Annotated in this window: 18 protein-coding genes and 1 tRNA gene; 7 read left to right on the forward strand and 12 right to left on the reverse strand. The window is 57.9% G+C overall.

Annotated features, from left to right (window positions below; translation table 11 throughout):
- Positions 1-12: 12 nt before the first annotated feature.
- Together VGU25_17455 and VGU25_17460 are read right to left on the reverse strand one after the other, a co-directional pair.
- Positions 13-3,246, reverse strand: coding sequence for a hypothetical protein (locus VGU25_17455; protein HEV2578996.1), 3,234 nt, complete (start codon positions 3,244-3,246; stop codon positions 13-15).
- A gap of 51 nt (positions 3,247-3,297) precedes the next feature.
- A complete protein-coding gene (locus VGU25_17460) occupies positions 3,298-4,236 on the reverse strand; it encodes a glycosyltransferase (GenBank protein ID HEV2578997.1) in 939 nt (312 codons plus the stop codon).
- Here VGU25_17460 and VGU25_17465 point away from each other — a divergent pair.
- Positions 4,208-4,987 carry a hypothetical protein gene (locus tag VGU25_17465; GenBank protein HEV2578998.1) on the forward strand — a complete coding sequence of 260 codons (780 nt, stop codon included), beginning with the start codon at positions 4,208-4,210 and terminating at the stop codon, positions 4,985-4,987. The genes VGU25_17460 and VGU25_17465 overlap by 29 nt on opposite strands.
- A gap of 503 nt (positions 4,988-5,490) precedes the next feature.
- Here VGU25_17465 and VGU25_17470 read toward each other — a convergent pair.
- The 3 genes from VGU25_17470 to VGU25_17480 form a co-directional block, all read right to left on the reverse strand.
- The gene (locus VGU25_17470; GenBank protein HEV2578999.1) at positions 5,491-6,273 is read right to left on the reverse strand and encodes a hypothetical protein; all 783 of its coding nucleotides are present in this window, start codon (positions 6,271-6,273) and stop codon (positions 5,491-5,493) included.
- Positions 6,274-6,433: 160 nt separating this feature from the next.
- Positions 6,434-7,387: a glycosyltransferase family 10 gene (locus tag VGU25_17475; protein HEV2579000.1), complete on the reverse strand. Its 954-nt coding sequence runs from the start codon at positions 7,385-7,387 to the stop codon at positions 6,434-6,436.
- A gap of 38 nt (positions 7,388-7,425) precedes the next feature.
- Positions 7,426-8,433, reverse strand: a complete 1,008-nt coding sequence (locus VGU25_17480; protein ID HEV2579001.1) for a hypothetical protein — start codon at positions 8,431-8,433, stop codon at positions 7,426-7,428.
- A gap of 204 nt (positions 8,434-8,637) precedes the next feature.
- Between VGU25_17480 and VGU25_17485 the strand changes: the two genes are divergently transcribed.
- Positions 8,638-10,149 carry a glycosyltransferase family A protein gene (locus tag VGU25_17485; protein HEV2579002.1) on the forward strand — a complete coding sequence of 504 codons (1,512 nt, stop codon included), beginning with the start codon at positions 8,638-8,640 and terminating at the stop codon, positions 10,147-10,149.
- Positions 10,150-10,357: 208 nt separating this feature from the next.
- On the opposite strand, the gene VGU25_17490 is transcribed toward VGU25_17485, so the two are convergent.
- The 7 genes from VGU25_17490 to VGU25_17520 form a co-directional block, all read right to left on the reverse strand.
- Entirely contained in the window at positions 10,358-11,827 is a 1,470-nt protein-coding gene (locus VGU25_17490) for a cytochrome b N-terminal domain-containing protein (protein HEV2579003.1), read from the reverse strand.
- Between the two features lie 11 nt (positions 11,828-11,838).
- Positions 11,839-12,387, reverse strand: a complete 549-nt coding sequence (locus VGU25_17495) for a ubiquinol-cytochrome c reductase iron-sulfur subunit (protein ID HEV2579004.1) — start codon at positions 12,385-12,387, stop codon at positions 11,839-11,841.
- A 72-nt stretch (positions 12,388-12,459) separates the two neighbouring features.
- Positions 12,460-12,780, reverse strand: coding sequence for a cytochrome c (locus VGU25_17500; protein ID HEV2579005.1), 321 nt, complete (start codon positions 12,778-12,780; stop codon positions 12,460-12,462).
- Between the two features lie 40 nt (positions 12,781-12,820).
- On the reverse strand, positions 12,821-14,956 hold the full coding sequence (locus tag VGU25_17505) for a hypothetical protein (protein ID HEV2579006.1): 2,136 nt from the start codon (positions 14,954-14,956) through the stop codon (positions 12,821-12,823).
- 65 nt (positions 14,957-15,021) lie between these two features.
- Positions 15,022-15,957, reverse strand: coding sequence for a DmsE family decaheme c-type cytochrome (locus VGU25_17510; GenBank protein ID HEV2579007.1), 936 nt, complete (start codon positions 15,955-15,957; stop codon positions 15,022-15,024).
- Positions 15,958-16,354: 397 nt separating this feature from the next.
- Positions 16,355-17,236 (reverse strand): universal stress protein, encoded by an 882-nt coding sequence (locus VGU25_17515; GenBank protein ID HEV2579008.1) that lies wholly within the window; start codon positions 17,234-17,236, stop codon positions 16,355-16,357.
- 425 nt (positions 17,237-17,661) lie between these two features.
- Positions 17,662-17,736: transfer RNA gene (locus tag VGU25_17520), tRNA-Phe, on the reverse strand.
- Between the two features lie 253 nt (positions 17,737-17,989).
- Here VGU25_17520 and VGU25_17525 point away from each other — a divergent pair.
- The 5 genes from VGU25_17525 (at position 17,990) to bcp (ending at position 23,840) form a co-directional block, all read left to right on the forward strand.
- Positions 17,990-19,594, forward strand: coding sequence for an adenosine deaminase (locus VGU25_17525; GenBank protein ID HEV2579009.1), 1,605 nt, complete (start codon positions 17,990-17,992; stop codon positions 19,592-19,594).
- A gap of 63 nt (positions 19,595-19,657) precedes the next feature.
- Positions 19,658-19,960 carry a hypothetical protein gene (locus tag VGU25_17530; protein HEV2579010.1) on the forward strand — a complete coding sequence of 101 codons (303 nt, stop codon included), beginning with the start codon at positions 19,658-19,660 and terminating at the stop codon, positions 19,958-19,960.
- A 233-nt stretch (positions 19,961-20,193) separates the two neighbouring features.
- The gene (glgP, locus tag VGU25_17535) at positions 20,194-21,987 is read left to right on the forward strand and encodes an alpha-glucan family phosphorylase (GenBank protein HEV2579011.1); all 1,794 of its coding nucleotides are present in this window, start codon (positions 20,194-20,196) and stop codon (positions 21,985-21,987) included.
- Between the two features lie 92 nt (positions 21,988-22,079).
- Complete coding sequence (locus VGU25_17540) at positions 22,080-23,315, forward strand: DUF763 domain-containing protein (GenBank protein ID HEV2579012.1); 1,236 nt, start codon at positions 22,080-22,082, stop codon at positions 23,313-23,315.
- Between the two features lie 48 nt (positions 23,316-23,363).
- Positions 23,364-23,840 (forward strand): thioredoxin-dependent thiol peroxidase, encoded by a 477-nt coding sequence (gene bcp / locus VGU25_17545; GenBank protein ID HEV2579013.1) that lies wholly within the window; start codon positions 23,364-23,366, stop codon positions 23,838-23,840.

The raw sequence follows: 23,840 nt of genomic DNA on the forward strand, positions 1-23,840 counted from the left end.
GTAGTTGTGTCCTCAACCCGCGAATGCAAGGCAGTATTGGTTCCAGTCGGCGGCTGTCATAACGTCGGCGATTCCGGGGTCGCCGCTGCCGCTGCCAAAGCTGCGCTCGACTGAGACACTCACGGAGATGCTGAAGAACAAAATGCTGACAGAGATGGACAACGTCGCCCGTCCCTGTACTTTGTCGCCCTTCGCCGTGTGGATCCAGCTCAAGCTCAAATTGAGGTCGATGGAGATCGAGATAATTCCGAGCACCGAAACCTCGCCACCGATGTCGACGAAGCCCGTGAGAGTGGAGTTGGAACCGGCGAGCTTGAAGTAAATGCCGGCCATGATGTGAACGCCGCCGGATGCGACGCCGAGGTCGATCGAGAATTCGCCTCCGAATTCGAGGGCACCCTCAACCATCTGGATGCCATTCGTCGTGAGGACCAGATGAACGAAGCCACCGCCGCCCAGGCACTCGACGGTGAGCAGGAAAGGACTACCGCGGCTGCAGAAGGCAAATTCAAAACCCGGTTGACCACTGAGGTAAGGAAGATCAAGGCCTGTAGTAATGGCAATGTTTTCGAGAGAGAAGATACCTATGGAAATGGGAGGCAGGCCGAGAGTGTAGGAGACCTTGATTCCCGTAGAGGTGAGATCGATCGATGGGCCGTCTCCCCCGAAGATGCCGGAAGGGAGGATATCCGCAAGCGTCTGGACAAAATGCAGTGGGCCGATGAACTGAATTGGCTTGCTGCCACCCAGCTTCACGCTGACGTTGGTCTTGGAGCCATTCTTGGAGGTGAATTCGATGGAGTTCATCGCGAGCCCAACAACTCCAAGGAGCGTGACTTCAAAGTTGCTGAGCTTCCCGGTAACAGTCGACTGGGAGGGCGAACCGTCGAGCGGCCGTGTGATCGTGGCGTTGAGGGTGAGCTTAGAGTTCTGGCCGAACTGGTTGAAGACGATCTCTACCGGGCCGACGGAGTAGTCCGTCAGGTCGGGCTCCCATTTGACCTTGGTCACGACCTGAGTCGGGTTGGTGTGATTGGGAAGCGATTGTGAACGTATCTCGGGCGCGTTCTTGTTGGCGGGTGCGGTCTTCGTCACGGCGTCTATCGGAATCAAATTGCCGAGAGGGATAGTGCCGAAAAGTTGCGCGCTTATATTTAATCCGCCGAAGAAATCGGCCGGATTGATAACACCCGCCGCAGCATTATCAAGCGATCCGGCGACCATGCCTTTGCGCGCGGAGAGCCCGCTGATGTAGAAGCTGGGCGTGGCGAAGCCGCCGGCCTTGTTAGCACTGAAGACTACCGGCGGAGGGACGGCCAGCGAGTCAGGGCCGGTGTCAATTTCAGCGAACACGCCAGCGTTGCTGTCCATTCCGTTCGTTAGATAGGCGGGATAGTAGGCAATGCTTATTGCGGTGGAGATTCCCAGGATTTCCTCGATGCTGGGAACTATGACGTTCGCTGAGGAGAGAACGGGGATAAAGGGAACATCGCCGTCGTAAGAAGAGGAGAGGATCTGCGCATCGAAGAGCAGACCAGAAGTTTTGAGGATCGTGTCTCCGGCATTTGGGTCGGCGTACGCGATCTTCTTGCTGTGCACGTCGCACAGGCGCGCGTTACCGGCGTTGAGATAGTTGACCTGCACCGACGAGGCATCCGAGACTCCCGGTGTAGGGGTTCCGACATCAGTTTCACTCAGGCTCACAAAGATCATCGGAGCAAGAAAATCGATGGTCGCTCCGGTGAGATCAACGGCGGCCATGTGGAATTGAAAGGCTTGGCCGCCGACGTTGATCCAGAACGAATTGTCTGAAAAATAGCCAGGGTCACCCAGCTCTGGAGGCTCGTCGATATCAGGAGTAACGACAGTCTTGATGGTGATGTCTTTCAGGAAGGGCATCTCGCGGCCCTGGTGAAGATATAGGTCCGGCGTGTACGACTTCTCGATTTCACGCACCACGATGTACATGTGCTGTCGCATGTATGCGGTTACGGAGGAAGGATTCGATCCATTCGGGGGAACGTCCTCAGCGGGAACGAACTTGCGCTCAGTGACCTTGACCAGCGAAGCGGCGTGACCGAAAGGATAGAGATAACCCTCGTAGACGACCTTGACGTAATGGTCTCGGCCCTCTGTGGCCAGATGATTCCATTCCGTCAGGTCGAGCTGAACGGTCTCGAACGGAAGAATGATGGGTGTGCTGGCAATCGCGGACTTGGCGGATTTTTTTACCGCGGCTTTCTTTGCGGCAGAGGTCTTTGCGGCCACTTTTCGTGACCCGAGCTGCTGTGCGGCAATCACGGGAAAGCGCCGAATCGGAATTCTGTAAGCCGGAAGCTGTGGCCAGTCTCCGCGGGAGCTCAGCCAGCCGCCGAGAGCAGAAAGAAAAAGTCGACTCGCCTGGATGGGGAGCGGCGTCCAACTCGTAGTGCCGCCGCCGGCTTGGATGACAAAGTAGCCGGTCGTGCCCGAGGTGAGGATAACGATCTGCGCACGGTCGCGCGGCGCAAGAGAAGAGAGGAACGGCGTCTTGTCCAGATTGTGCGATGGCAATTCGCCATGGTCGACAAAGTCGGGAGACCAGATGGCGCGCAGAGGGATGGGTCTGGCCAGACTGGCTTCCTGCAGCTGCTGGGTTACGCCGCTCTTTCCAGCGACATTCACAATCCTCGCAAGGCGGGTATGCCACAGCTCGGTGCGACCGGCGTGGGTAATCGGAACTTTCGCATTGACCCAGCCGACTTTGGTGCTGGGCGAGAGCATGAGCCGGTAAGGAAGTTCAATCGAGGTCTGGAGCGCAGTGGGCTGCGGAATGGGAGTTGGCAATGGCTCGCCCTGCGCAACCGGAGAGACGACCAGCGTCAGCTTGGACCAGTCGAGCAGCGATGCCAACTGGAACGGAATTTTGCTGTTCTTGGGTAACTGGAATACCAGACGGCTTGGCCCGGAGATGCGGGCGCCAATCTCTCCAGCTGGAAGGAGAGTGTCATCGGTTGTGGGCAACGGAGGGGTTCCGGGCGGGACTTTGTTATACGGCGGCTGAGCAGTGATATTGCCGGTTTCGAAGAAGGCCTGTTCAGCGATGTTCTGGGGCGCGAAGGTGATGACCAGGTATGCCGGTTGAGAACTCTGATCCACAACCAGCACTGGGTTGTTGGGATCAGTCACATCAAGCCGCAAATTCTGCGTTTCCACGGTGAGCGTGAGTAGGTCGTCGGGGCGCAGGAGCTCGAACGTGAATGTCATGCTGACGGTCCGTTCTTTCGTGGTCGCCGTTGCTTTTCTATCCGTGGGCCCTCAAATGATCTCGCCACCGGCCTGGTCTTTGATTCCGAAGTAATCCACGAGCCAGGCAAATGACCGTTTATGTTGCGACTCCAGATAGCTGCGGCGCTGCCAGACATCGCTGGTATTGACCCGCTGCAAGGCCGCCTGGAAATGCTCCGGGAACGTGCGGGAGAAATAACGCAACATCTGCATGCATCCGAGCTCGCTGAGGTAAAGAAAGCCGAACCGCAGGCAGTTGTGTACCCAGAAGGGCCTCACATTGCTGATGAATTCGCGGAGTTGCTCTTTGGGCTTGAACTCGTGCTCGACCTGCAGGCCCTCAGCGACGACGACCTCCGCGCCATGCAGCCAGGCCCGGATGCTGAACTCCGGCTCTCCCGCGCCGTAAAGGATCATTCCCGAGTCATATCCACCAAGGCGTTCGAAGAGCTCTTTGGGGATGACGGTGCCGTGGCTTGGAGCGACCGGGACATACGCGAGGCCGTCCACGGGACCGTAATTCCAGGTGATGCCCATTAAGGGCACTATCAGGTCACAGCCATAACCGCGAAAGATCGAGCCCTTCTGCGTAGTTGTTCCGGACAGAATCCGGTCCGGACGGATGTACTCCATAACGAGCTCATCCCAGCCTTCGGAGAAGCGGACATGAGCGTCGGTGATGAAAAAGATGTCCCCCGCGGCCAGGGACGCCGTATGGTTGCGTGTGGCATCGATCCCGGAATGCTGGCTGAGTCGATGTATCTGCACATCGATCTTCGGCTCACTCAGCAACTCGGGAACAGCAGCGACTAGATTCGCCGTTGTGTCATCAGTTGAAGCGTCGTCCACGATGACGAACTCCAGGCGCGCGCTCGTCCTGCGCGCCTGAGAGATAGCGTGAATCGTCTCCGCGATCCGGTTTCCCTCATTGCGCGCCGGAATGAGCACGCTGATATCGGGACGTGCCACGGGTTACGCCTTTCTTGCAGACATGCTCGCGATGGCTGTGATTCCGGTGATCGCGGTCTGCGCCGTGGTAGACACCTGCGCGACGATGGCCACCATCGCTGTCAGCGTGGGGCAGCAGCAGTCGCTACCGGCCATTCCGATAAGGGACGCTGTACCAGGGCTTCCGGAAGTCCCAGGCGTGGTGCTCGATGGCGTTGTTCCGGGTGTGCTTGGGGTGCTCCCTGGCGTGCCAGGTGTGCTGGGGCTGCTCGGCGCGCTAGGGCTGCTTGGCGAGCTGGGGCTGCTTGGGGTGCTGGGACTGCTTGGGGTGCTGGGACTGCTCGGCGCGCTGGGGCTGCTTGGCGTGCTGGGGCTGCTCGGCGTGCTGGGACTGCTCGGCGTGCTGGGACTGCTCGGCGCGCTGGGGCTGCTTGGCGTGCTGGGGCTGCTTGGTGTGCTGGGGCTGCTTGGCGTGCTAGGGGTCAGAGGCGGGGTCGGTTTCGGCGAGCCGGGCGGTGTTTTCGGTGCGCCGGGTGGTGTTTTCGGTGCACCCGGTGCGGACGGCGTAGAGGGTGCGGACGGCGCCTTTGGCGAAGACGGGGTAGACGGTGCGGATGGCGCCTTCGGCGAAGACGGGGTAGACGGTGCAGAGGGCGCCTTTGGCGCAGACGGCGGCACACCCGAACCACCAGCGACCGCCGCGAGGATGTCAGCTTGCCTGCGTGGCAAGGGTGCTGGGATCGGTTGGGCGCTGATCCGAAAAGAGCTCTGAGTGAGAGGGTTCGCAACGGCAACCCTGGATGCGGATTTCGTCCCAGCGAACCGAAGCAGGCCGGCTGTTGCGCCGACCGTCGCGCTGGGCTTGGCGACTTGCGGCATAGGTTTCGGAACTGGCTTCGGCGCTGGTTTAGCCGCTGCTTCTGTCTTGGAAAGAACTGGTCTGGGAAGCGACTTGGCTGCGGCCGCCTTGGACAAGGCACCACCGGCGCCATGGGTGAGGCGAGCCACGGTAGTTTTCGTACCAACGGCGCCATGAGACTTGGCGGCGCTGCGAGATGGCTTGGATTGATGGGCTGGATGCGACACGATCTTTTTGCGAGCCATAGGTCAAACGCTCCTTCGAAGCACGTAACGTTTCGGGCGTTCGCGGACTTCCGGCCGATTACAGTTGACGAACTGCCGGGCTGAGATTTCGCTTTCCCTGGGAGTGCTGCAGGGCCCTCTGGCTTCTGCTTGTTTGTGGTCGATCCCGCGTTTTTGTGCGGAGCCCGATACTTACTCGAGGCCTGCGATCGCCGTGATCGCTGTAAGAGCCGCCTGGGCCGTCGCGGATAACTGCGCCGTAAGCGCCACCATTCCTACCTCACACCCGCAGCATCCTCCGGGCTTGAGTGTCATGGGAAGACCAGGAACCTGCGTGAACAGAGTCGGCATCGCGGTGTAAACCTGCGGTTGACTGGCTGATTGAGGTGTGCCGGATGATGTCGCGGTAGATACCTGTTGGCTGCCCGGGACGGTCACGCTGGACGGCGTCGCGGGTGTCTGAGTGGAGGAGCCCGGCGTCACTGACGATCGAGGTACAGATGGCGTTCCTTGCGGCGTGCTGGATTGCGGCGACGGCGAAAGTGGTGCGGGTGAAGGAGAGACGGGAATCGGTCCGCCGTGTTGCGGTGCGACAGGTCCCGATCGTGGTGGCGTTTGCGGCGCAGGCTGTGGCCTCGGTGAGACGTGTACCGGAGCAACGGTTTTTGGCGTAACGGGACCCGGCGGCAAGTCGGCGGGAGTGGGAAACGCTCCACTACCTTCCGGTGGCAACAGCGTCCCCAATGTGCCTAGTTCCATGAGATCGGCAGCATTCCCGACAGCAGGTTCCGGTTGACTGGTGGTGCGAACGGGGCGGTCAGTGGTGAATGAACTCGCGCTGATCAGCGCACGCATCTGCGCGTCGCTCAACTGGAGTGGCTTGCGAATCTGCGACGGATCATTTTGGAGGGCGGACAAAACTCCGCTGTCAGTTGCGGCAAGCTCGGCAAGTCTGGCAACACTCTCAAGACTCATACCAGAACATCCACAATGAGAGTCCGCAAAGAGGAGTCTCTTATAGCACACCTGATTTGCGCGTGCAATCACAAATTGCCTGAATTGATTGGCGATTTTACATGTCGCGCGCATCCAGCTACATCGTGTTACGTAGCGAGACCTGCTTGTATTGGCAACGTCACACAGATTCGCTGGCGTGTCGCTCTGGCGCTGCCAGGTTGAGCGCGACGATCTGCATGGCCGCATAGTGTGCTGCGTGTTCCTGCGCGGGGCGGCCCAACGGGAACGCGCGCTCGAAAATCTCCAGGCACCGACCGTAACGCTCGTTGAATTCGGAAACCGTCATGCGATGGACAATGTCGAAGAGTGCCTCTGGGCTTCCTATGTGAGCGTAGTCAAGGAAACTATCTTCAGAAAAGTCCTGATAGATGGAAGCTTGGCCGTAATAAATGGGAAGGCAGCCGCAATGAATGGCCTGCCATATCTTTTCCGAGCAGTAGTAAGGCACAAGGGAATTCTCAAAACATATGTTGAAGTCATATTGCTCGAGAATCTCGTACTTCGCGAGCGACCACGCGCCCAACCGGCTCTCGCCGCGGCTTACGCCCGGAGGCCAGTCCTTGCCGTAGACATCGCAGAGACCGGCGCGATGTCCAGCGATCGCCAGTTCATAGCGGATCTGAAGCAGATCGACCTTGTTGGCCCTGGCGACGACAGCCGGATCGCCCATACTCTTTGCGCCGGATACGATGACCGCTGTGCGATTAAGTCTTCTGCGTGGAGTCGCCGTGCATGAGTAAGGGTTGGAGCAGATGGACGAATAGAAGTAGTTGTTGAAGAACACCTCGCCGGAATGCAAGCTGATGGTACGGACGCGCTGGCCGCCGATGTTGGCCCACTTCCCGGTCAATGTCCAGTAGAACGGTTCGTGGGTCCAGAGCAGGTAACGTTTCGATGCGCCGAACGCGTCGATAAGCTCGTGCAGGAACCGTTCGCGATTACCTACTAAGACTGTGGCTTCTTCCGGCGATTCCACCAGCCTGACACCATACTGAAACAACACAGCGCGCGTGTGGTCCTTCTGAAAAATCGTGTGCCTGGTTTTCGGATGGACGTAAACGGAAACGCTCACGCTGAGTCTCCTTTTCGTGGGCCGTGAGCCAGATGCGCTCAAGCGCGCATGGAGCAGCTATCCATAGGGGAGAAGACAGACTCTGGCCATTCGCGCCACCAGAAGCAATTGGAACGCAAGTCGGCGGGCATGGCGATTCTTTCCCAGGTTGGCCCAGAGCTGCCGTTCTCGAGAATGCGCCCGTCGCGAAAGTCGATGCCGTCGGGACGCTGATTGTAAAGATAGAGAAATGCTTGGTTTTTGCCATTAAGTAGACGCTTGCGGTGAATGAAGCCTGTGAAGGTGCTGAACATCGTGCCGAGGAAGATCTCGCTCTCGGAGGCGATCAGCGCGGAGACGATGCCGATTTCGGCGCTGTCCATAGCTGGAAAAAACTCGCGAAACAGCGCGACATCGATCAAGCAATTGCGGGGGTAACATGCGAGGATTGGCTCGAAGTAGGCCGGGTCCATCTCATCCGAGTGGATCAGAAGAAAGCAATCCGCCGGAACATGAAAACAAATGGTTTGCGCCAGTTCTTCCGGAGTTACGGCCGCAGTTCGGTTATGGACCCTAAGAAAGTCGGCGCGGCGAATATGCACCGAGGCAAATCGGCCATACGTCCTTCGTATGTAACTGGCGATAGCGGCGGCGGTTCGCCGATAGGCGTCCTTGACTGTCAGCAGATAATTGCACGCGAACATCACGCGTGGATCGGAGGGCAGCACGTAGCTGTAATACCCCAGGGTGTTGCTATTGCAGTTGGAGATTACGGCCGAGCGATCTAGTTGCTGTAGTTCGCCACTTCCAATTTGGTGCGCGTGCAGGTCGGGCAGATACTCGCTTTCCACTTCGTGGAACGATCCAGTCTGGTAGGGATATGCGACGTCGATGAGATCTAGCAGAGTTAGTCCGCTTTCGCTGTTGAAGACCGAATGCAGTGGAGTGTTGAGAAGCAGGCGACGATTGGAAAGTACGCATAGTCCAATGGCCAGTTCAAGAGACATCAGGTTATTGAAGAACCCGACATGCCCACCCTCATAGATGTCGAACTTGAGAAAACGCATGGCGGCTCACGATTGCGTTTCTAATTTGCCAGCGTGAGCTCGCTTCGATTGCTCGATTTCTCTGCTTTTGCGCTGCGGGTCGACAACGGTCCGCGCAGCCGCAAGAGCCGCTGGTCGACGATGAATTCCGGAGTATATACCACCCCTTCGTTACGGGCGAAGCTCGCGGCGCAAACGAAATGTCGTGGCGGATTCATTCTTCAAATGACGAATGGGATTATCATGCAGACCATGAAACGGCGACCTGCGCAAAAGCGTTCTCGCGGCGGGATTGCACCGCGCGTCGCGGGGCGAGATTCACGTGTAAGCTCGCCTTCTTCGTTTACGTTTGCCGACACACTTACGCCGCAGCGAAGCTCCAGCGTGCCGGATTCGCACCGGATTCGCGTTTCTTACTGCACGACATGCCACGGACGGCTGTGGCAACTTGCACAAACGTTATTCGAAAACCTGGATCGCCTGCACGAAGATGAAGAGATTGTCCTGCTCGACTACGGTAGTCCGGATGGGCTGTCCCGATTTGTCGAATCCTCGCAGCGCTGCCGTGATGCGATGAACCAGGGGCGACTAACCTACGTTTACACCGAAGCGGAGAAACATCACTGCCCCAGGGCCAAGAATCTCGCTCATCGAATGGGCCGCGGCGACATCTTGGTCAACTTGGATGCGGACAACAGCAATGCGGGGATGCGCGCTGTTATCGACCGACACTTTCCCGATCGGATCGATGATGTAGTCGTGCAGATGAATGATGGCGCGGCGGGCACGTTCGGTCGAATCTGCATTCCGCGATACTGGTTTTACACGCTGGGTGGATACGATGAAAGCTTCGGGCCCAGTGCCTACCAGGACCACGATCTGCTCAACCGCGCAGCGGCGAGCGGACTTCAATATATTTGGGCTCCTTCCGACACGCCGCCACCAATTTTCAACACGATCGAGGAAAAGGTCTCGAACACCGGCGCGGACGATTGGTACGCGATGCTCGCCGCGAATCGCGAGATCAGCGACAGGAACCTAAGCCAGGGTCGGCTCGTCGCGAATACCGAGGGTTGGGGTGAAGCAACCGTCAGGGTCAACTTTGGAGAGAGGCTGAGCCTTGCACCCATTCTGCCGAACCTCATCTCCGTCGTACTTCGTGGTTCGAAGCGCCTCTCCCGGGTGAACGAACTGTTGGAACTATATAACCAGATGCTGTTGGTGGGCGAGATTCTGGTCGTCAACAATCATCCGCGGTTTCCGATCGAGAAGAGCGAGAGAGTCGATTCAAAAGTTACTGTGGTGAATGCGTCCGGATCTCGAAGACCGCTGAGCCGAGTTGCTGTAGCGGCGCAGGCGTCGTATCCAGCGGTCCTGCTCACTGAGGACAGGATTTTTTTGCCCGAGTGGACGCTGACTGAGTTGCACAAGCACTGGTGGGCGGATCCTTCGATTCTGCATGGCGTGGTCTCCGATGCGCAGGTCCTCGCTGGATCGAGAAGAAGAGCTGCGCCCTGCGAGATCCTGTCGACTCAGGCAATGCTGACCACCGCATACGATTGCTTCCGCTCGCTTTGTTATGCAAATGACAGCGTGCCCCGTAGATCAGGAAGTCGTGGAGAAGATCTTCTGCTCTGTTCTGCGGTCACGAGCGTGGCGAAAAGGCCGAACATGGCCTATCGGTTGCCGGTGGAAGAGTTGTCTTCAGGCCGACACGCGGCCCACCCGGCGGCGTGATGCGGTCTAACGTGAAGTGTTTGCCCGTAGGAGAGGGTGCTCAGTTACAGCAATACGTCAACGATCGCCCGTATGCTGCCAATCCGTTCCTAAGCGTCGCCTTCGGGCGTCTGCTTTGGAGATGGCAACAACTCTAACCATCCCTCGGTGCAAAGATTTGGGTCAGGTCTGCGTTTGGCCATCACAAGAGCGCGCCTGGATCCCTGGATCAATGAAGCTGGCGAAGGTATGTAACCAGAGCTTCCATATCGTCCTGCTTCAGATCCACAGGTGTCATTCCCCCGGCTGTCATCTTCATGGTTGGTGAATGAAGAATCGCGAGCAGCTGCGGATCTGTATATTTTTTTGCGACGCCGGTTAGCGGCCCGGCAGCCGCGGTGCCGACGCCACCATCGCCGTGGCAGGAACTGCAGGAATTCGCCTGAAAAATAGCTAGCCCCTTCAGAACTTTTGGATCTGCTGCACTCAACGCCGCCGCAGCATTTCCTGGCGCGGCTTCGGGGATAAAAGGCTGCAGCATAAAGTTCTTTGTATCTTCGTCCTGCTTCTGCATTTGGGCCGCCACTCCAGGATCGCGATGGTCGTCACGGTAGCTGGCTACGCCGAGAGACGTATACGCCACCAGGAATAGTAGGAATGCTCCTACGACGATTGGCCTTCGCCACGGCCTGCGTTCGAGCCGTCGATCGATGAATGGTAGCGCGGCAAAGATAACCGCAAGGATAGCGGGCAGAATAATCCCGCCGATGAGAGACCAGCGGCCGCTCAGGTATTTGAGCCATTGAAATGCGGGCCGGTAATACCACTCGGGTCGGGGAAGAAACGAAGTGTCCGCGGGGTTTGCTGTAGGGCCCAGATCCATCGGATGCCTGGTCGCGATCAAAGCAAGGATTGCGATGATCACGATGGCAAAGATGGCGTCGATTGCCACCTGTCGTGGATAGAACGGAACAGGAGGCAGCTTGGGATGTACAGGGTCTTCTTTGATTGGACCTGCGGCTCCAGCTTTGCGAAAGAAGAAAACGTGCGCCGCGAGGAACATGATCAGGATGCCAGGGATTACGAAGACGTGGAGCACATAAAAACGCGAGAGGGTCAAAGTCCCCATCTGATCGCCGCCCCGCACCAGTTTTTGCAGAAGGGGTCCGACCCATGGAACTTCCGAGATGAGATTTGTTCCTACGGCACTGGCAAAATATGCTTTCTCATCCCAGGGCAATAGATAGCCAGTAAAGGCCATGCCGAGCATGAGTGCAAGAAGGATGCATCCGGATAGCCACAACAGTTCACGTCGGCCCTTATAGGAGCCATAGAGAATTGTTTGTCCGATATGCAAGACGAGAAGAATAATGATGCCACTCGATCCATAGGCGTGAATGCTGCGGATAAATGATCCGGCGGTTACTACCTTTACGATGTACGAGACGATTGTGTGAGCATGATCCGCTGAGGGAACGTAGTAGAGCGCCAGGCAGATGCCAGTGATGATCTGTGACACAAAGAGAAAGAGCAGGCCCGAGCCGAACACATAAGCCCATTTAGCCCCACCCGGGATCGGCTCGTCGAGAGTCTCATGGAGAATCGAGTCAATCCCTGTGCGTTGATCGAGCCAGTTGTCCAGCCGAGTTACGAGGTTGCGATCATGGCCTGGTTGAGGTGTCGGTTTATTTGTCATCATCGTCACACACCTCAGGCCATCACTTCTTTAGTGGGAACAAGCTGGCGGAAATATTGGTAACGAACCTTCAGGATTCCGTTCTCAACTTTGGATTCAAGTGAGTCCATGGAGCGAGGAGGCGGGCCTGCAATGCGGTCACCGTTCGCGGTGAATGATCCTGAATGACACGGGCAGATGAACTTGTTCTCCGCATCAACCCACCGGACCGAGCATCCCAGGTGCGGGCAAATGGGCGAGAGTATCCGAAATTGCCCATTCGCTGGAGGCAGAACGTACACGGCAGTCTGCGTTGTAGTACTCTGCCATGCATCGCGGCGCTCCAGCGTAATTGTTTTTGCCGTTGGTGCGGTGAGGGCAGCAAAATCTCCCGCTGGTCCCAGATCTGACCAACCAGCGTCCGACGCGTTTTTGCGCAATGGAAATGTCACGAAGCGCAGGACGGGAATCGCTAGTAAGACACCTACAGTCGCGCCGCTTATCCCGCATAAAGCTAGTAAGAATGAACGCCGCCCAAAGGGTTCTGCCTTGGGTTCATTAACCGTTTCGGATGTTGCGCCCATCTATCCACTCCTTGACTGCGTCAGTTTCTTAGCGTAAGTTCCTCTGTTCGTCGCCATTGCTTGGTTTACACTTCACTTCTTCTGCAGCGTATGGACATAGGCGACGACTTCGGCAATTTGCGAGTCTGTAAGCTTGCCCGCAAATGCGGGCATCTTGTTCTTGCCGTTCTTGATGATGGCGATAAGGTCGGCATCTGACTCCTTCAGGAAGTCAGGTGACTTGACGGGCCGCGCCTTCAATGCCTTACCGGCGGGCGTGTCGGCGCTTCCATCGGCGCCATGGCACATCTGACACTTTGCGACGTAGATTTCAGCGGCGCTTTGAGCGAGACACGTCGAACTCCCCATCAATAGGACGCTGACGGTTCCGTAACAGAAGAGACGTTTCAGCATGCGGCAATTCTCCTTGTGAAAGTGGCGAACTCATCGATGACTAGAATGCATATCGAACTGAGAGGGTGAGCATATTAGCATGGAAATTTCGCGGAAGCGTTGGTGCGTTGGGCGCTCCCTCGCCATAACCGTAGTAGTTGTAGTCGCCTTTCCAACTCCAGTTTTCGGCGATATCAAAGGCGACTGTGCCATAGGGTGTTTGGTATCGCGACTGCAATGAGCCAGGCACCTGGCGGATATTGATGGGCGGAGCCTGGCCGTCGACGGAAGAAATGCGATAGCCACCCGACGCATGAAGCCTCTTCACAGGCGTGAGTACGAATCCGATGTTCCCGGATTGTGTGGGTTGGTTGTAGAACCCGTTGACCTGCAACGGAAGGCCAGCTTGCTGGCAAACCGCTGGGCTCGGGACTGAGCCTGGCCCAGGGGCGGATGAGGTAAAGCACTCATCGGTGCGCGAGTAAACGTTGTCATATGCGTAGCCGAGGTCGAGTCCCCACTTTTCAGTGGGATTGATGGCAGCCGAGACAGAAAAATCCTGGTTGTGCGCGAAATGTTCGACCGTCTGGACATTGTCGCTATTTGTCAGGACGTTAATCGTTCCAGCAATGCTTAGCCATGGATGGGGAGCGTATGTCGTCCGCATCCGGTAGTGCTGCAGCTTGCGCGGGCTGATGCGGGTAAAGGCGTTGTCGGCGGACATAGCTTCGGCGTTGAAATTGACGCGCAATTGTTTCGAAGGCCTGAGGGCGAGCCCGAAGAGAGCCCAGTTCGCGTGGATGGGAATGAAGTCGCCGCCCGCGTCAGTGATGATGCGGCTGCTGTACCGGTAGCCGGCCGACAACCGAGCCTCCGGGGCAAGATCCCAGATGGCGAGGAAGGTATTGACCTTGGTCTTCTGGTTGAGTGCTTGATAGTCGGATGTTGTGGTCGATGTCGCCGCACCGGGTGGGCTGAGGAGTGAAGTACCCGCGTAGTTTGTTTGTGTAAAGGTGTTAGTGGCGGGTTGACGGAAATACCAGAAGTCGAAGGTGTCGGACAGCCCGATGGTGGGAGTCAGCTGCCAGGTCACGCCGTAGTCGGCATTGACGTTGATGCGGCGCGCGCTGGCAGAGCCGGTCTCCAACTCCACCCGATCTTTCGCACGAGAGTCTAGACCGTCGAAGTTCTCGTAGAAGTTATTGAGATGACTGGTCGTGCCCATGTACATGAAACGCCCGTTCATGGTGACGTTGGGGATGGATGCGCTCTGAAAGTTCAGCTGCTCGCTGGGAAACAGCGTGCGTGTGGGAGCGTAACGCGTATAACCGAGGTAAGCGCTACAGGTTGGGTTGACAGTTCCGTTCGCATTGAAGGGTGCGGCGCACGGTGTAGCCCAAACCGACGAGAGATCGACCCCGAGGCTAACCGGGGTACCGTTCGAAAGCTGGTAGTTCAGTCCGGCGAGTTGCCAACTGGTATTGCCCTTATAGCGAGTAACAAATTCGTCGAACCTGATGCTGGTGCGAGCCAGCGGCTTCCAATCCACACCGGCGTTCCAAACATCCGTGGAAACGCGCCAGTTTTGAAGAAGCAGGGCTTCGGCACTGACATGGACCGTACTACCAGATGGTCCTTGGTTGACATTCTGGGAGTAGCCAAGATGTGCGCTCACGGCCGACAGCGGCGCAATTGTGATGCTTGTATCCGTCATGCGGCGGACAGTGTTATAGAGGTGTGGTGAGTCGATGATCGGAACGAATGGTATAGACGCGGGCGGGATCAGCGGATTAGCGAGCAGGTTGTAGTCAAAGTATTGACGATCTCTGCGGAAGCTCCCCTGAAAACTATAGATACGACCCTTGGAGACGTTTAGAAAGGTAGCGTCGTAAGGGTCCCCTCCATAACCGAAGCTACTCGTCGAGAGGCGATCAAACAGATGCGCCCGTGCCGGATTGACGGCGATCATCTGCAGGGTGCTCTCGAGAATACGCGGCCCAGTTTGGATGTTGACTAGCGTCGCGTACATTGCGCCGCTACCGGACCGACTTACGACGTGGCCGCCGAGGTCGATCGACTGATGAATAAAGTATCCGTAACGAATGTTGTCTCCAGGCGATGGCGGCGCTTGCGTATCCTGCGCGATCGCTCGAGTTCCAGCCACAACACACGTCGTGAACACGATGACTGAACTCATCAGAGTTATCCTCTGGATATTCAGCAGGCGCGACATCGAAGGAATTGCGCTCATCGCATACACCCTTACTTGAAGAAGACACTGCTGGCATTTGAGCCGTGAATCTGTATGTGGCAAGTAGTGCAGGATTGGTACTGGTTCGCCTGGTTATGAAATGACGGCGTACCAGGGGCAGTGAAGTTCATTGAAGGCGAATGGCACTGCAGGCACATGCTGTTTACGTTGTTTCTTATTAGCAGACGAGGATTCGGAGATCCGTGCGGAGAGTGGCATGAAGTGCAGCCCTCCGTCTTGATAGGTGGATGCTCATAGACGAATGGGCCGAGGGTATCGACATGGCACTTAGTGCAGATCGCGTCCTGGGTCGCAGTGGTTCTGACAAGGTTGGGCTGGAAGGTGCCATGCGGATCATGACAGTCGGTGCACTTCAGTAGTCCTTCGTTCACCTTGTGATGGAATGGCTGCATAAAAGCAGCCTTAATGTCGGTGTGGCACTGATAGCAGAGGGCAGGCTGCTTCGCCTTTAGCATCTCCGTCTGAGGTTCAAACTTGTGGGAGCTGTGGCAACTGATGCAGCTGATCTGGGCCTCCCCGTGAGCAGTTCGCGTGAAGTTAGCGTGCTCACCGACGTGACATGATAGGCACTTTTCTTCCACCTGTTTTGGCGTCGCCTTTGTAAATTGAAAGATTTTGCTTGCAACCCCCCCACTCTCAACATGAGCCTTGGCGGGTCCGTGACAGCTTTCGCATGTGACGCCCTTACCACTGTGCTCGAGAGCCAGCTTCGAATGGGGATTGCTGCTGAAACCCTTCACCTCGGCTGCATGGCACAGCGCGCAGGTCTCAGCTCCGACATAGCCTGATGGATTCGCAGCCGTTTTTGAGGACGACGTTGCAGCTTGTGGCGTGGGTGCGCCATAAGAAACGGCCGGAGTAAGAACACCGAGTGTGCTCAGCAAGACGAGGATTGCCACGCGGTACACCGAACGACCCACGGCCACACCTCAGAGATGTATCTAGTGCTTCTGCTGCTTTGGACTTGGCCTGTATTCAGACTGCCTGGACCAGATATACGCGCTAATGCAGCGAACCTTTGTGACGCAGATCACAGAGTAAGGAGGGTTCTTACTGGTAACTCAGGAGTTGGAAGATTGACGGGCCCGAGTATGGCCCTTTCTGTTTGATCGGTCAAGCTCCGAATGCGTTGACGACTCGGATTTCGCTCGTTGTCTGGGGTCGTCTGGCAAGACGACTTGCGAGAACGGCCTCCGCACGATGTCCGCTCGTTAGAATTCCCGGCTCCTTTGCGCGGGCGGAATGAACGCAAAATGGTCGGAGGGGCGCCCGGAGCGATGTCAGAACAAACTGGGTTCTATGAGGCGAGTTTTAGGTCAGCTCTCAGTGAATAGTCAGAACGGGACAGGTAGCATGCGCCAGGACGTCCTGGGTCACGCCGCGGCGGACGTGCAGAAGCCAGAACGATCTCGAACGGGCTCCCATGACGATAAGATCTGCACCGACACGGGCAGCAGTATCCAGTATTCCGCGACCCGGACTCCCATGTTGACTATAGGATTCCGTGTTGCACCACTCGTAGGAACCCGAAGGAAGGAGACGCGCCAGTTCTTCGCGAAATCTCTGTTCCCGCGCGTCGGAGGTCGCCGGTTGCGTTCCAGTATGGGCACCTTCGGCCCCTGCGACATGGCAGATCCAGAGGTGCGCGCCGGATTCTGCTGTTAGAGCCACCCCGAACGCTCCAGCTCGATGTGAACCATCCGAGAAATCCGTCGCGAACACGATTCTCTTCAGAATGAGAGGGCCGTGATTCGCCGGCTTTGAGTTCGGGCCTACTGTTAGCACCGGCACCGATGCGTTTCGGATCAGATGTTCGGCGGTGGAACCGAGAAAGAACCGGCTCACAGGCGACTTCGATTCTGTTCCGGCGACGATCAGGTCGGGGGCAAGCTGCCGTTCCTTCAGCAGAAGAGCATCCGGAGGAGGGCACTCGCTGGTAAGCGAAATGGATGTTGTTATTCCGGCGACCTCAAACTCGTGCTGTTGTGCGGTCAGGAGATTCCGGCATCGCTGCTGTTCTGCCGCGATCGAGTCTGAGATCTCTTCATCAAATGAGGAATAGACGTGCACGAGAATTACCGCGGAGCTAAACTTTTGCGCCAGCGCCCGCACATACTGGGCAGCCCGCATTGCAACTGGGGAGAAGTCGGTGGCGAACATGATCTTCTTGAGGGGAAAGATCGAACTACGGTCAGTTGCTTCCATTGCACTACCTTCGCTCCAATGCGGGCCACGGGCTGTGACGTCCGACACACTCGGAACAAATCTTTTGAGATCGAGCGATCTCTGCCCTGGTCTCAGCGCCAAAGGAAAGTGTTCAGCAGTAGGGAAGCTGATCCGGCAGCAAGGCATCGCAGGGCGTTTGGAGCTGCGCGCAGGGACACTGCGCAGCTCGCCCTCTTGCCGCGCGAACTCACCGAAATGCATGAGGAACTCTATTCACAGCGGCAGTACGTGAGGGATTTTCTTGAATGGTTTACTGCGGGAGGAGACTTGCGGAACTTTGAAAACCAGTTGCCCGCAAAAACTTCGTCGGGAGGCCTCGATTTGGCCAGGCTGACACCCGACGAGCTAAGCCAGTGCTCGGTGGGTTGCGTTTCGGAGGACCGTCCCCTAAGCCCTTCAAATTGTGGTGGCCAGGGACGGGATCGAACCGCCGACGCCGGCCTTTTCAGGGCCGCGCTCTACCACTGAGCTACCTGGCCTCCGCGCTCACAACTGATCCGGGGCAGCGGAGTCGCCGCCGGACTGCATTCGTTCTGATTTCGCCTGCCTGTGCCGGGAGGGAATTGGCCGCCCGCATCGCACGCGCAGCCTCAGAGACGTCGATCTGCAGTATACCAATGCGCCACGAATGCGCCAAACCCAAGTCCCTCAACGGACGCTCTCGTATCATCTTCAGAACATAGATCAGCACCACAATGCGCGACGGATTGTCGCATGTTCGGGAGAGCGTTCATGGTTCGCCGCTCGATTTCTTATCTGTTTGCCGTACTTGTCTTGGCTGCTGCGCTGCGCACGCACGCCGAAACACCTGGTGAGGCCCGCGCGGACCGCGTTCTCGAAGCCGCGAAGAAAGCCGGCAATCCAGAGCTCTACGCGCTGCTCCGAACAATGCCCAAGGGCGCCGACCTGCACATGCATCTCTCGGGCGCTGTGTATGCCGAGACCTTCATTGACGATGCTGCGCGCGATGGTCTCTGCGTTGCGCCGGTCGAGCCAGGTTTGCCGCCGGTGGCCGTCGGACAGGACGCGGTGCATCTTGTCGCTCCGCAGGACGGCAAATCGAACAAGTGCGATCGAGGTCAGGTCCCGGCTTCCGACGCCTTCAAGAACCAGGCGCTCTATGACGAACTGATCGACAGCTTTTCCATGCGCGCATTCGTTGCGACCGAAGGAATCGACGGCCACGATCAATTCTTCGCGACGTTTGCGCGCTTTGGCGGCTTGAAGGACCATTCCGGCGAGTGGTTGGACGAGGTGGCCACGCGTGCCGCCGCACAGAACGAGCAGTACCTCGAAATCATGCAGACGCCCACGTTCTCGCGCGCTGCGGCGCTTGCCTACAAAACCGGCTGGCCCGAAGGCGCGGAGAACTCAATCACTCCCGCACAGCTCGCCGCGGTTCGTGACCGCTTGATCGCCTCGGGTCTGCGCGATGAAGTTCCAGTGGATCGGGCCGAGCTGTCGCATGCTCTTGAAACTCGCAACCATATCGAACACTGCAATTTACCGAACGATGCCTCGCCCGCGTGCCATGTACAGATCCACTTTCTCTACCAGGTTCTCCGCGGCTTCCCGCCGCAGCAGGTCTTTGCGCAGACGCTGCTCGGGTTTGAGGTTGCGAGTGCGGATCCGGATGTGGTCGGCATTAACTTCGTGATGCCTGAGGACGGCTACATCTCCATGCGCGACTATCACCTGCAGATGCAGATGCTTGACTATCTGCACTCCGTCTATCCCAAGGTGCACATCACGCTGCATGCGGGAGAACTCGCACCGGGCATGGTCCCGCCGGCGGGCCTCACATTCCATATACGTGAAGCCGTGAACCTCGGCCATGCCGAGCGCATCGGGCACGGCGTCGACATCCTTTATGAGGACAACCCGCTTCGGCTGCTGCACGAGATGGCGACGAAACACATCATGGTTGAGGTCAACCTGACGTCGAACGATGTGATCCTCGGTATCGCCGGCGCCGATCACCCGCTGCACGCCTATCTCGCTTCCCATGTGCCGTTTGCGCTCTCCACGGATGACGAGGGTGTCTCCCGGATCGATCTGACCCACGAATACGTCAAAGCTGCCGACGAACAGGACCTGACATACGCCGAGCTGAAGCAGTCGGCTCGCGCGTCGCTCGAGCACAGCTTCCTGCACGGCGAAAGCCTCTATGTCACCCCGGACGACTTCGCACACCGCAAACCCGTCTGCGCTGCGCCGATTGCGGCAAACAGCACCCCGTCTCGTGCCTGTCAGGCTCTGTTGGACGCCAACGAAAAGGCCGCTCAACAGTGGGAACTGGAGCGCCGGTTTGCTGTGTACGAGGCTTCGCTACGATAAGTCACAGATTCCGAACGCTCTGCGCTAAACTCTTCACATCTTCTCCATGCTGAAAGGGACCCCATGAAGCGCGCCATTGCTATCATTTTGGAGACGATCCTCTTTCTCTTCGTCTTCTTAGCTGGCTCGCTTCTTGCGGGAATCCCGGCCTCGCACGTTCCGGACTGGAAGATAGCTCTCAGCGGGAATCGCTATTTCGTGCTCGACGGCATCATTTTCATGTTCATCCTGTATGTCCTGTTCCTGCTGATCGGCGCCGCCCGCCACCGTCTGCGCTCCGCGGTGCTCACCTCAACAGTAGCGGTGGTACTCGCCTTGGTTCTGGGCCTCGCCATGAAATTCGGTTTCGGCGGTCCTATCCATTGATTCTTCGATAGTTGCAGGGGTAGCCCCTCTGACCCAGGAGAATTAATGCCTTGGAATCCACATCCGCCCGCACGTAAATAAGGGCAATTTGGTGCCGGTTTGATAGTCTTTTCTTAGGAAATTTGCAGGATTTTCGTGTCGTACCGGGCTGAATTTGCGTCTCATTCCAAACCCCCTGCACCCCGGCGGTGCTATTGCGTACACCGTTTGGAGAAATGGATTCTCGATTGCGCATGAGTGATCTGAACTTTTCGGCCCATCAAACGTTTTCCTCTAACACTTCCGTCGATCTCGCCGATCGAAAAGTCGCGTACTTTTCGATGGAGATTGCCCTTCGCAAAGACCTGCCGACCTACTCGGGCGGTCTAGGCATGCTGGCGGGGGACACCCTCCGCTCGGCAGCTGACACCGGAGCATCCATGGTGGCAATCTCCCTGGTGCACCGGCACGGCTATTTTCAGCAGCACCTGGACGCCTCCGGTCAGCAGACCGAGTCGGACGTCGTCTGGTCCCCGGAGGCCACGCTGCCTTCAGCTGGCACGACAATCACGATTCAAATGCAGGGTCGCGATCTGGCCATCCGCGCCTGGCGTTTTGACGTCATCGGTTGTACGGGCCATGTCATTCCGGTCTTCCTGCTGGACACCGACATCGACGGCAACGATCCCTACGACCGCACGCTCACAAACCATCTCTATGGCGGCGATACCTATTACCGCTTGTGCCAGGAGACCATCCTTGGGCTCGGCGGCATTCATCTGCTTCACGCACTCGGTTGCCAGCCCGAAGTCTGCCACATGAATGAGGGGCACGCGGCTCTGCTGACCATAGGGCTGTTGGAAGACCGGCTGCATGGAGCTCCCCTTCGCAACGCCTCCGAGTCGGATGCCGAAGCGGTTCGCCAGACCTGCGTCTTCACCACCCATACGCCAGTTCCCGCCGGGCACGACCAGTTCGGGACGGATCAGATGTATTCAGTTCTCGGCCACGACCGCGCAGCCTGCATTGAACGCTTCGGCGCACTGCACAACGGCCTGATGAACATGACCTACCTCGCGCTGCGCTTCTCGCGTTACGTGAATGGCGTGGCGATGCAGCACGGCAAAGTCTCGCAGGGAATGTTCCCTGAGTATCGCGTCCACTCCATCACCAATGGCGTGCACGCAGGCACATGGCTTTCGCAGCCCTTCCAGAAGCTCTTCGACAAAGAGGTTCCCGAATGGCGGCACGACAATCAATACTTCCGATCTGTCTACGGTATCGAGCCTGAAGTGATCGACGCGACACATGCACGCGGCAAGGAGCGGCTCTTCGCCACGGTGAAGGCTCGCACGGGCGTAGAGCTCGATCCCAACATCCTGACACTCGGCTTCGCGCGTCGGGCCGCGACCTACAAGCGGGCAACGCTGCTTTTCAAGGACGGCCAGCGCCTGCACGATCTCGCCGAGCGCATTGGCGGCTTGCAGATTCTGTTCGCCGGAAAGGCTCACCCGGCCGACAACGCCGGCAAGGCGCTCATTCGCGAGGTCGTCGCCGATGCCGCCCGCTTGCACTCTTCGAAGCTCCAGATTCTCTACCTCGAGAACTACGACTGGGATCTCGGCGAGCAGCTGACGAACGGTGTAGATGTTTGGCTGAACACGCCGCGCCGGCCGTATGAGGCCTCTGGAACCAGCGGCATGAAGGCTGCGCTCAACGGCGTGCCCTCACTGTCCGTGCTCGACGGCTGGTGGATCGAAGGCTGTGCCGAAAACATCACCGGCTGGTCCATCGACGACTTCGACGACGAGACTCGCGAAGCCGATCAACTCTACACGAAGCTCGAAACCGTTATTGCGCCGCTGTACCGCAACAAAGACGCGTTTGCGCGCCTCCGCCGGCACTGTATCGCGATCAATGGAACATTCTTCAACACGCATCGGATGCTTGGCCAATATGTGTCCAACGCCTACTTCCCGCAGGCCAGCTCTATCGCGTCCACCGATCAGGAAGTTGTTGAGGATGTACCCGAACCGGTGTTGATTTAACCAAAGGCTAGTTTCCAGAAGGCCGCCATGTTTCATGGCGGCCTTTCTTCTTTGGGTGTTCAGCGAAACTTAAGCGAAAATAAAGGAGCGAAATGGGAGGAAGCCAAGCCGTGAAGCGCTCCGGAACCGCCGACCTTCCGCTGCATAACGGCCGCGTTCCGCCCTGGCTTGCGGAGCGGATGACCGCCCTGGGCGCCGCGATCACAGAGCACATCGTCCTCAGCTATGGACCGTCGGAGTTCCTGACGCGCCTCAGCGACCCGTTCTGGTTCCAGGCGCTCGGTTGCGTGATGGGCATGGACTGGCATTCGTCCGGCATCACCACCTCCGTAATGGGCGCGCTCAAACGCGGCCTGAACCCGCGCGTTGCGGATCTTGGATTCACCATCTGCGGCGGCCGTGGACGCCACTCGAAACGCACGCCGGAGGAACTGCGTGCAGTCTCGTCCCGCAATGGGCTCGATGGCGAAGTCCTCGCGCGCACCAGCCGCCTTACCGCTCGGATTGACAATAACGCGATCGCCGACGGATTTCAGCTTTATCTGCATGCCTTTGTCGTTCACGATTCCGGTGAATGGGCAGTCGTTCAACAGGGAATGAATCCGGCGAGTCATCTGGCACGTCGCTACCACTGGCACTCTGCGGCGGTGCGCGACTTCGTAACGGACCCGCACGTGGCGATCCTCGGTCAGCCGCAAGGCACCATTCTGAACCTCGTCGATGGCCGGTCAGCGAAAGCGCAGAACGTGCTTCTTTCTATCGCGCACGAGCCCGTTGAATCGTCATTGCAGGAGGCTCGCAAACTCACCATGCCTGCACATCATGAAGTGCGTGCAAAGGATGTCGACCTGAAGCGCCTTGGCGCCGTGCTTGCGGTCGCGCACGAGCAGGAGCTTCGCGACTTTGCGTCACTGCTTCTCGTTGAGGGGCTCGGCCCTCGCACGCTACAGTCGCTCGCCCTCATCGCCGAAGTCGTTCACGGCGCCCCAAGCCGTTTCGCAGATCCTGCGCGCTTCTCCTTCGCGCATGGAGGCAAGGACGGTCATCCATTTCCCGTCCCGCTCAAGACCTATGACGAGTCGCTCGCGATCCTGCGGCGTTCGCTTGACGCCGCACACCTCGGCCACACTGAAAAGCTCGAGGGGTTCAAACGATTGGACCGCCTGACACGCGCGGTTGAGCAAGATCGCCAGCCGCTGGCCAATTTCACTGCGGCGATCGAACACGAGCGTCGTATCTCGCCTTCGATCGGCGGCCGCACCGTCTTCGATGACCCACCTCGCCGCAAATCTCGCAATAGCGAACCTCAGCTCTCTCTCTTCAACTGACATCTCGGCGCGATATCCTTGCTTGCGTACACAAGAGAAGGAGCAAGCATGCCGCAACCCAAACCCGGCGACCTCATCGAAGACTTCACTCTCCCCGATCAGGACGGGAATCCTGTCACGCTTTCGCAGTTCAAAGGTTCACCCGTGATTCTGTTCTTCTATCCGCGCGCCGACACGCCCGGCTGCACCATCGAAGCCTGCGGCTTTCGCGACCAGTTCGCAAAACTCAAGAAAGCCGGAGCCGTTGTCCTCGGGATCTCGCGCGACACCGTTCGGGCGCAGAAGAAATTCGCAGAAAAGTACGACATCCAGTACCCGCTGCTCGCCGACGCGGATGAGATGCTCATCAAGCGCTTCGACCTCCTGCGCAACAAAACGATGTATGGCAAGCCCGTCACCGGCGTGGCCCGTACCACGTTCCTCATCGGTCCCGACCGCAGGCTCGTGCATGTCTTCGAAAACGTGAAGCCCGAGGGTCACGCGGAAGAGGTGCTTGATCTGTTGAAGAAGAACAACAAGCAGTAG

The organism is Acidobacteriaceae bacterium, from assembly GCA_035944135.1.
GTDB lineage: Bacteria > Acidobacteriota > Terriglobia > Terriglobales > Acidobacteriaceae > Granulicella.